The 9252-nt window shown below is 69.6% G+C and carries 6 protein-coding genes, 1 tRNA gene and 1 pseudogene; 2 read left to right on the top strand and 6 right to left on the bottom strand.

Translation table 11 applies throughout. The features are described 5' to 3' along the window. Nucleotides 1-391: 391 nt before the first annotated feature. Entirely contained in the window at nucleotides 392-658 is a 267-nt protein-coding gene (locus MXD62_RS34960; RefSeq protein ID WP_248833608.1) for a hypothetical protein, read from the bottom strand. Between the two features lie 494 nt (nucleotides 659-1152). Beyond that, nucleotides 1153-2394 (bottom strand): helix-turn-helix transcriptional regulator, encoded by a 1242-nt coding sequence (locus MXD62_RS34955; RefSeq protein WP_248833607.1) that lies wholly within the window; start codon nucleotides 2392-2394, stop codon nucleotides 1153-1155. A 1054-nt stretch (nucleotides 2395-3448) separates the two neighbouring features. Here MXD62_RS34955 and MXD62_RS34950 point away from each other — a divergent pair. Both MXD62_RS34950 and MXD62_RS41145 read left to right on the top strand, forming a co-directional pair. Then, the gene (locus tag MXD62_RS34950; protein ID WP_248833606.1) at nucleotides 3449-3757 is read left to right on the top strand and encodes a hypothetical protein; all 309 of its coding nucleotides are present in this window, start codon (nucleotides 3449-3451) and stop codon (nucleotides 3755-3757) included. A gap of 51 nt (nucleotides 3758-3808) precedes the next feature. Further along, nucleotides 3809-4855 (top strand): annotated as a pseudogene (locus MXD62_RS41145) (recombinase family protein); the annotation flags it as partial. Here MXD62_RS41145 and MXD62_RS34940 read toward each other — a convergent pair. From MXD62_RS34940 to glpR, 4 genes are all read right to left on the bottom strand, one after another. Next, entirely contained in the window at nucleotides 4778-5341 is a 564-nt protein-coding gene (locus tag MXD62_RS34940; protein ID WP_248833604.1) for a hypothetical protein, read from the bottom strand. The pseudogene MXD62_RS41145 and the gene MXD62_RS34940 sit on opposite strands and share 78 nt — an antisense overlap. A gap of 265 nt (nucleotides 5342-5606) precedes the next feature. Continuing rightward, nucleotides 5607-5680, bottom strand: a tRNA-Ala gene (locus tag MXD62_RS34935). Between the two features lie 16 nt (nucleotides 5681-5696). After that, a complete protein-coding gene (locus tag MXD62_RS34930; protein ID WP_248833603.1) occupies nucleotides 5697-6317 on the bottom strand; it encodes a hypothetical protein in 621 nt (206 codons plus the stop codon). Between the two features lie 746 nt (nucleotides 6318-7063). Beyond that, on the bottom strand, nucleotides 7064-9082 hold the full coding sequence (gene glpR, locus MXD62_RS34925; RefSeq protein ID WP_248833602.1) for a gephyrin-like molybdotransferase receptor GlpR: 2019 nt from the start codon (nucleotides 9080-9082) through the stop codon (nucleotides 7064-7066). Between the last annotated feature and the right edge of the window lie 170 nt (nucleotides 9083-9252).

The raw sequence follows: 9252 nt of genomic DNA, 5'->3' as shown, positions 1-9252 counted from the left end.
GCTCTACGTCACGGACCGCCACTCCGGCGAGTCGCTAGACGATCACGATCCGTACACCACGTGCGTGGACTCCACTGGCTCGGCCCCCGGGCAGACATAACGAAGACGCCCCTATGCCTTCTAGGAAGGCATAGGGGCGTCCAAGTCGAGTGGAGGTGAGGGGATGGACCTTGAACCCCGATCTCGCCCGCTACCTGCGGGAACGCGGAGCGGCCAGACAGGGTGACAACGTGGCGTAGCGATTCGACTTCGCACAGCGGAGGGCCCACCGGGGATGCCCCGGTGGGCCCTCCGCGTTCCCACGGCCCCTACCCAAGCGCTAGCTCTGGCAAGCACTTCTGCTAGCGGATGGCCGCAGTCGGATTCGCGCTTGGGTTGGTTGGTGGGTACCTCACCGCCGGTCCGGCGACCGTTCCGTCTTCCCGGACGCTTCGAGGGCATGCGGCCGCCAGAGTTCACCCAGTTTGACGAAGAGCGCGTCCAGCATCGCCTGTTGGCCATATTCGTAGGCGACCGCTTCGTCTTCGGTCACCTGATGGCCGGCGGTCAGGAGCGGCCTCGGATCGGTGCCGAGGATGGCGAAGAGCGCCCGGCGGTAGTCGGACTTCGTCAGTGGCGGCTTCTCTTCCCGGTCGGTGTCGAGGTCGAGCAGGTTCATCACATACCGCCGGTACATGGTCGCGACGGCCGATTCACCGATCTCGGGTATCACCGGACCACCAGACCCACGCCGTCGGATTCGGAGTCGGGCGAGACATCGAATTCGATAGGTGCCACGTCGTACCCGTCGAGGTTTCGCATGCGGGCCGATCTTTCCGCGGCGGCGACCGATTCATACGGTAAAAGGACCCCACCGACACAGGGTTCCGGCCCACCCTGATACCACACGATCGCGTAGACGGTGTCGCTGTTCAATGTCCGGCCTCCACTCCGCCCGTCCCGTTCCGGGCCCGATCTACAGGTTTCTCTCGTCGATGGCGGCGACCCGGGCCCGGGAGGCTGAAAGGCGTGGGGTGCCCTCCGCTGCGACCGAACCCGGGTGCCTGGTACAGAAATCTAGGCACCGCGCCCGGGGATCACGAGCGGCGAAGCATGGTAGTTTCCGGACGGTTCAGCGGAACTACCACGCTGCATGGTAGTTCCTGTTTGCTCCTACGCTGAGACGTCGAGGAAGTCGGCCAGGCTCCGGAGTTCCTGACTCAGGGAGCGTTTGCGGCTGCGCAGCAGGGTGAGCAGAATGTCCTTTCCCTTACGCTGGTGCCGCAGCCACTCGGGTGAGTTCTTCCTCAGATGGACGAGTACGTCTGTCGCGTCCTTGTAGTCGCGGAGGTCCGTGTGCGCGGCGGCCACGTCGAGCAGGTGGCGGCTCAGGTTGTCCGACCGGTACCGGCCCGAACGCGGGTACGGGATGCTCTCGGCCATCCGCAGCACGCCGCGCGCGTCACCCATGACCATCATGGATTCCGCGCGTTTCATCGCGACCACCGCGGGACCGAAAGTCGTCAGGTACTGGTTGTAGTGGTCGGGTACCCGCATGGACACCCGGGACGCGGCGACATCCGCGAGAGACAGGAACTCGTCGGAGGAGTCCCGGCGGTTGTTGCGGATCGCGGCGGCGGAGCCGCGCAGCAGGAGCCAGCCCCACGCCGACAGCTCCTCGTCGGTCGCGGTCGACATACGCGGCTCGATCTTCGAAGCGATATTTCCCGCGAGCGATTCGGCATCGGCGAACCGGCCCTGCCGGATGAACAGCCATGCCTGCGAAATCGCCCCGAACGCCGCCGTCACGTTGTCCCCGACGGCCGTGGCGTCGCCTATCGCGTCCCGAATCGCCGTATAGGCAAGGTCATATTGCCTCACCTGTGTCAGAAACAGGCCGGCGAGTTGGAAGATATCGGCGCGCAGGCGGAGCAGGTTCTCTCTTTCCTCGTCGGCCGCGTGGTCCACGAGCGAGTGGCTCTGTCGGATCATTCGCGGGAGCATTGCGGCGACGGATTCGAAGTCGTCCGCGCGATACAGGCGGGCGGCCTCCGACAGCGCCGCGCGAAGGTTGGCTTCCCGTGCCTCGCCGGGCGGGTCCGCACCAAACGTCACCGAACCCGCGAGGCCGATGATGGGCGTGAGCATCTGCCGCAAGGGAAGGAGATTTAGCTTGTTACTTTCTTCCTGCTCCGCGACCGGGGCGGGTGAACCCGGCTCGAAGAGAGACGAGGTCTCCACGTCGAGTGCGCGGGCGAGCATATGGAATGTTTCCAGCCGGGCGGTTCCGCCCTGTTCGATCTTGCGGATCGTGGAAACGCTCAGCCCGGCCCGGTCGGCAAGCCCCTCCTGGGAGAGACCGCGTCGGCGGCGGAGATTCTGGAGGTGGGTTCCCGGTGCCGGCTCGTCTACCATCGCGACCCTCTTCCCGCATGTGCACGCGGCCAACAACAGCGTACGGCGCCACGGTGGGCAGACACGGCAACATCACGACGGGTACTCGCGTCATCCGCACGCTCCGCCGCCTACCGGCGCGATACGGATACCCCCGCGAGGCCGCGCCGCCGGCCCGGTCACGCGGTCTGTGCCGGTGACGGCCGGATGCCGCTGCGGGCACGGGCGCCACTCGCAGCCCCGGTCACGGAACGTAGCGGCGACGAGGTCGGTGGCCGGGATGGCGCAAGCGGGTCGCGGGAGGGCCTCGGAGGCCCGTTTTCCGGGGTTTCAGCGCCTGGCGGCCCAGGGGTGCTTACCCGCTAACAAGCAGGTCACCGGGCATCTGAGCCGCTATCAGGGGGTGCTTACGCAAGCAGCGAGGCCGCTAACGTTAGCACCCCTCCGAACGCCCCGATGGCTACTTTCCGTAACCGCAGGGGTAGCTGTGGACGTGCGGCGGTCGGTCGACGCGGCAGGCATGATCTTCGCGCGGCAGGGTCACCCGAGCGACGGCCGCCACGGCGGAACCGTAACCGGTTCGAGATCGGGTGCCTCGTGGAATTGATGGGACTTTCTGCCTGGTTTCTGCGGCGATTGTCCGATTCACCGACGGGGAATAACAGTAAGTGAGTCATGACGTTTCGTGCCGTGGCTCGCACGCTCGACCATCGGTCCCGTCTTCCTGGAGTGGGTGCGCTTGACGTCATTGTGGATCTTCGTAGTCTGTTCTGGCCGTCAGCGGGGTTCCGGTCACCGGATCTCGCGTCCGGCCGCTGCGACGAGGACGGGTGGTCGCCCGGTGGCCGCGCCGACCTTCGGAGGATTCACGATCACCCCCGGGAAACAGGCGTCGACATCCTGCCGTGGATCAACGTAGATAACGGATCTTTACGTTGAGTGACGGGTAGCGGGCGGGCCGCTACGGGTAGCGCCGACGCTACCCGGGCCGCTACCTCTCCCACCCGTCGCGACCTGCACGCGGACAGCCGGGTAGCGGGTAGCGGACGGCGCCGCCGGTCGCGCGCGCACGCGCGTGGCGGCCGAGGTGGCTGTCTGTGCCGCCGCTACCGCTACCCGGCTGGACAAGTCCCCTTTTCTGCGATTCCTCCAACCGCGCGACAGAATCGGGTCTGATCCGTTGAATGCGGCGCGCCGCAAGCAAGTCTCCGTCATCGCACAACGCCATCCGGACATCGACAGCGGTGGTTTCGCTGCCGCACTGGTCGGATGGGCGAGCACGATTATCCGCGAAGAGAACGAGAACCCTGACAGCCCAGTGGATGATGATCCCTCGAAGAGCCGCACGGAATCTGATGCAGCTTCAGAGAGAAAGAAATGCTAACCGAAAGGGTGTTACCATGTCGTCGCCGATCATCGGACGAAAGGGTTTGCCATGCCCCCTGCCGCTGTCACCGAAACGGCTATACCGCCATCTGCGGAATCCATGCGGCGGCTGCGCGCCGTGTTCTATCTCCGAGTTTCCTCGAAGTCGCAGGTACGCACGGACTACAACCCGGAGGGGATCTCGCTCCCCGCGCAGCGCACGAAGTGCGGCGAAAAAGCCGAAGCCATCAATGTCGATGTCATCGACGAGTACGTGGAGCCGGGCGCGTCCGCTTACAAGGACCTGAACAAGCGTCAGGCGTTCCTTGCGATGATCTCCCGTATTGAGGCGCAACGGGACGTCGACATTGTGATCGTCTACCAGTTGAACCGGTTCGCGCGCGACAGGTACGAGGACGCCGATTTCACGATGCGGCTACGTAACCTCGGCGTCCTGCTCGTCTCCGCCACGGAGAACATCGACGAGACCCCGTCCGGGGAACTTCTCCACGGAATCATGGCCGCGATCAACCAGTACCAGTCGGCCGCGAGTGGCAAGGACATCTCCTACAAGATGACGCAGAAGGCCAGCAACGGCGGAACCCCCGGCCTCGCCCCGATCGGCTACCTTAACGTCCGGATCAGGACCGAGGGCCGCAACATCGCGGACGTCGCTCTTGATCCGGACCGATGGCGGCTCGTGCAATGGGCGTTCGAGGAGTTCGCCACCGGGAAATGGACGGTCGCGACCCTCACCGAGGAACTCAACCACCGTGGCCTCACGAACCGGGCCGCCGGGAAACGCCCCGAGCGGCCACTCAACAAATCCCACGTCCACAAGATGCTCACCAACAGGTACTACATCGGCGTCGTCACCTTCGCCGGTGTCGAGTACCCGAACGGCCGGCACCCGACCTTCGTCCCTCCCGAGATCTTCGACCGCGTCACGGCGATACTGCGCGCCCGTGACATCGCCGGAGAGAAACCGCAGCGGCACTTCCACCCGCTGAAGGGAAGCCTGTTCTGCGGGCACTGCGGATCAGGATTCGGCATCACCAACGCCACCGGCCGGCACGGCGGCACCTACCCCTACTTCTACTGCCTCGGCCGCCAGCGCGGGAAATGCCGCCAGCCCTACATCCTCATCAGTACCGTGGAGCAACTCGTCGAGGAGTGGTGGCGCCGCGTCGAGATCACCCCCCGACAGAAGGCACGCATCCGGGAACTCGTACTCGCCAGCGCGCAGTCCCTCACCGCCCACGGCGCCGAACAGGCCACCCGCCAGAAGCAGACCATCACCGACCTCGAACACGAGCGGCGCGCGTGCATGCGCGCCTACTACAACGGCGCGATCACCGAGGAATTCCTGAAAGAAGAACAGTCCCGCATCGACCGGGCACTGTCCCGGGCCCGGGAGACCCTCGCCGTGTGCGAAGGTGAATGGCGCAACCTGGACCGTGTCCTCGACCGGATTCTCGCGCTCTGCGAGGACAGCCACACCCTTTACCGCACCGCGCCCGCGACCGTGAAACGCCAACTCAACCAGGCCGTCTTTCACCGGTTCTGGATCGTCGACCTCGGCATCCGCACCGCCGATCTGCACCCGCCCCTGGCACAGCTCCTCGGAAAGGATCTTGACCAGCGGCTCGCCACCGAGACCGACAACCTGATCAACGCCCAGCGAGCCCCAGAGGACTCCGAGACCCCCAGATCAGACTCCTCCACCGGATCGGTGGTCGCACTCGCCTACGGCGACACCAGGCCCCACAGCGGACAAACAAAGACGCCGCCCGGGATCAACCCGGACGGCGTATTGCTTGCCAGCGAGCAGAGAGACCATGGTCAAGTTTCGAACATGGCAACTCTCGTGGAGGTGAGGGGACTCGAACCCCTGGCCTCCTCCGTGCGAGGGAGGCGCTCTACCAGGCTGAGCTACACCCCCTGGAAGCAACTGAAGCTTACAGCACGCCGGATGGGAGTGGGTGGGCGCCCTCGCTGGCCGGCTGGCGATCCGTCTGGCGGACGGTCCGGCCGCCGTCCCAGCCGGCCGGGTCAGCCTGAACCAGCGGCCACGGCGTGCTGGGCAGGACGGCGAAGACCGGTGGGCTCGCCGGGTCGGGGATCTCGTCGAGCTCGGCGGCGAGCCCGGCGACCAGCAGCATGTTCTCGAACAACGACGCCGCCTCGGCCGTCCTGAGCAGCCCGGCCTCGTGGCCGCGCCAGCCGTGGCTGCGCGCGCCGTCGAGGACTATCTCCGCGTCCGGTTCCGCGGCGCCGTCCTCGCCGTCCGCCACGAAGACGAGGCGGCCCTGGGCGGGAACGGTGCCGTCGCGCAGCGGGCGGCGCTCCCACAGCTCCAGGGACTCCTCGGGCGCCCAGTTCTCGTCCCGCAGCGGTGTCTGCCAGGCCGCTCTGCCGGGCCGGTAGACCGCGAGCCGGACGCGGACGCCACGGCAGCGGAAATGCAGGCCCGTGCCATCGGCCGCGACGGCTCTCACGTCCACGGGAATGGCGCTGCTCGCCGGGCACATGACGAATCCCCGGTCCCGCAGCCGGGCGAGCCAAGATTCGAACATCAAGACCGGATCTCTCCTCCTGCCGCGGGCTGTCCCCGCCGGCGCCTGGTCCCGACTGGCGCCGCGCCTCGCCGGCGTTCCGGATCCCGCCTGGGACGCCGGACGGGCGCGCGGCGGCGGGGCGGACGGAGACACCGACGGCGCGGCCCTTGGGACGCACCGCTGAACGAACACGGAAGGACACATCGCCGGAGCACGAGCGCGGGCGTCGGCCCGCGGTGAGCTCCGGAAGGCTGGCACGTGATCACGGGCCCCGCGTGGACTCAGGCCGCTGGCCGGCCAGGCGGGAGGAACGTGATCCGGAGGCCCCTCACGCCCCGGCCCGCCGGGTGGAACCGGATCGGGCGACGCCGGGCGGTGGTTCGAGGTTCGTGCGCGGCGTCAGTGGGCGCGAGGGCAGGGACAACACCGCGGACAGGCAGCCAGGACCCCGGCACGCCGACGAGCGGCGGTGTGGGTGGTCTGCGAGCGGAGTGTCACGAGGCCATTATGCACGCGGACCGAGCCCCCGGCCGGACGTGCCCCGGCCCGTCAACGACCGTCGGCGGGCCGGCGGGCGGGTGCGGCGACGGCCCGCCGCAGGCCATCACCGCCGGCCTGGACGTCTCCGGTTCCGGCGGCCGATCAGCCGCCGGAACCTGTAGCCGGGGTCACCCACACGGCGGTGCCGGGCACCGGCCGGTGCCCGGCAGTCCAGCCACCGACGGCCAGCCGCTGGCGCCCAGCCGGCGACTGTCGGCCGCTGGTGGTCAGCTGCCGACGGCGTGCCGCCGGAGCAGGGTCTCGAGCTCGTCCGGTGCCTGGGCACCGGCCGCCGGCCCGGTTGCCTCGGTCGCCGCGACCGCCTCACCCTGGCCCGCGGTCGCCGCGGCGGGCGGAATCAGGCCGCCGTGCGTTCCGGGCGGGTTGACCTGGACGCGTCCGGGACGCGAGGTGTTCGGCCGCGCCCCGGGGCGCGGGACGGGACGGGACGCGCCGCCGGAGCGGGGTGCCGCGGGCCCGGCGGCGCCACCGTAGCCGCGCGCGACCTGGTCGCCGGCCTCGTACCCGGTCTGCTCGGCGTACCCGGCCTGCTCCGTGTATCCGGCCTGCTCGGCGTAGCCCGCCGCCTCGGCGTAGCCCGCCTGCCCGGCGTGAGCGGCGTAACCGGCAGCCTCGCCGTAGCCAGCCGCCTCGCCGTAGCCAGCCTGCTCCGCGTACCCGGCCTCCTCGGCGTGAACGGCCTGCTGGGCGTACTCGACGTACTCGGCCTGGTACTCGACGTGCCCCGGGTACTCGGTGTACTCGGTGTACTCGGCTTGGACGGCGTACTGGGCGTACTCGGTCCCCGCGACGTCACCGGCGGGCGCCTGGTAGGCCGCCGCGGCGTCGTAGCCCAACTGCTCCGCGTTGACGTACTCGACGTACTCGACGTCACCGGAGGCGTCGCGGCGGGCCGTGTACTCGGCGTACTCGGCGTACTCGGGCTGGTGGCCGGGGTGGGCGCCCTCTGCCACCGGCGACGAGGACGCTGCCGCGTCCGCCTCGTGGGCGTCGTAAGCGTCGTGGGCGTCGCCGGGGTGGTACTCGCCGGAGTGGTACTCGCCGGGCTGGGCCGGGTCGTCGCCCTCCGCCTCCTCGTCGCCCGCGCCGCCACGGTGGCCATCAGCCCCGCCCGTGGCGTGCGCCTGGTCGGCGACGGAGCCGAGGTCGACGGTCTCGGCCCGCGCGTGCGCGAGGTCGTCGGCGGTGAGGGTCTCGTCCGGGCCGCCGGCGGAGAGCCGCACCGGGGAGTACTCGGTGCCGCGTGCCGCGCCGCCCGCCCAGGAGGCGGAGCCCGGGGCGTGCTCCCGCGCGCCGCCGGTCCAGCCGCGGATGCCGCCGTAGGCGCGGGCGGCGCGCTCGGCGGCGATCCGCCGGTCGAGCGCGGCCCGGGAGCGCACCACCCGGCGGTGCGCCTGCGCGGACCGGCGCAGGTGCAGGACATACCCGGCGGCGGCGACGTCGACGGCGAGGTGGACGATCATCCACATGCCGCCGAGCGTGGCTGCGAGGATGACGCTGATCGGCAGCGCGGTGAGCAGGACGAAGAGCCGCTGCCGCCGCTGCCGGACGAGCGCCGTGCGATCGGCCTGCGCCGCGCGGACCGCCCGGTCGGCGGGGACACGACGCGGCACACCCGAGGTCGGCCCGAACAGCCGCGGGGGCGCATCAACGTCCCCCTGCGTGCCCGGCGCCCCCACCGAGCGGCTGTCCGCGAAGTCATCCATCCCGTCGAGGTCCATCCCGTCGGCGTGTTCCAGGCCGTGGACGCCGTCCGTCCCGGCAACGCCGTCGAGGTGCTCGAGCCCGTCGAGGTGCTCGAGGTCGTCCATGGGGTCGAGGTCGTCGGCCAGGTCCGTGCGGGGGTGCGCGTCCGTGCCGGTACCCACGGGAAATGCCGCCGCGCCGGAAGTCTCCGGAGCGGTCGGGGCGGCCGCGGAATTCGCCCCGGCCCGGGTATCCGCCGGGTCGGCCGCGCCGAGCTGCCCCGTGCCGGGACCTTCGCCGGAGCGCGATCGCGCCATCCCTGCCGCCTCCTGTGCCACCGCCGGCGAGCCCTCGGACGGGGCCCGCGTCAGCGGGCCCGTGCCGGCGCGCGGTGAGCCGCGCCGCGAGAGCACCCGCATGGCGGTGGAGAAGCGGTCCGCGGACCGCTGTTCCACCGCCGAATCATGGTGACGCAGCCACATGGGGATGAGTACGAAGCCCCATACGGCAACGATCGCCAGCCAGATGAGCGCACTCACGCGGTCACGCTCCGCAATGTTCCTGGGGCGTCGTTCGGCGACCTGACGCCGTTCGGCCGACGCGAGCCGTTCGGGTCGCCTTCGGCGTGCCCGGCTGGGCATCCCTCAGTGCGGCCGGGGCGAGAGGACCTGGTCCCCGCCCGCCCGCCGCGAGCCGGGCGCGGATCGGA

It is taken from the genome of Frankia sp. Mgl5, assembly GCF_023242985.1.
Classification (GTDB): domain Bacteria; phylum Actinomycetota; class Actinomycetes; order Frankiales; family Frankiaceae; genus Parafrankia; species Parafrankia soli.
Note: the sequence above shows the minus strand (reverse complement) of the source record. Positions and strands in the feature narration are given on the sequence as shown.